General features: G+C 46.3%; 1 protein-coding gene. It reads right to left on the bottom strand.

The window, feature by feature from the left end:
- Positions 1-71: 71 nt before the first annotated feature.
- Entirely contained in the window at positions 72-254 is a 183-nt protein-coding gene (gene rpmD, locus R0J87_RS22040; RefSeq protein ID WP_027672159.1) for a 50S ribosomal protein L30, read from the bottom strand.
- Positions 255-259 lie beyond the last annotated feature (5 nt).

Below are 259 nucleotides of genomic sequence, written 5' to 3'. Positions count from 1 at the left end.
ATACCACGACCAAGGCGACGCTTTTCTTTCTTGGCACCAGGTGCCGGAGCAATAGTATTTAATAACATCAATTACTCCTCCACTTTAACCATGTAATACACAGCGTTGATCATACCGCGAACTGACGGTGTATCTTCAACTTCAACAGTGTGACCGATGCGGCGTAAACCTAACCCTGTTAACGAAGCCTTGTGCTTCGGCAAACGACCGATGCTTGACTTCGTTTGGGTTACTTTAATTGTCTTCTTCGCCATGGCAG

Origin of the sequence: Halomonas sp. SIMBA_159 (assembly GCF_046536035.1) — a bacterium.
GTDB classification, from domain to species: Bacteria; Pseudomonadota; Gammaproteobacteria; order Pseudomonadales; family Halomonadaceae; genus Vreelandella; species Vreelandella venusta_A.
This window is presented reverse-complemented; position numbering and strand designations above follow the sequence as displayed.

Coding starts and splice junctions, on each gene's coding strand:
- rpmD (WP_027672159.1), bottom strand. CDS start 254: ATGGCGAAGAAGACAATTAAAGTAACCCAAACGAAGTCAAGCATCGGT.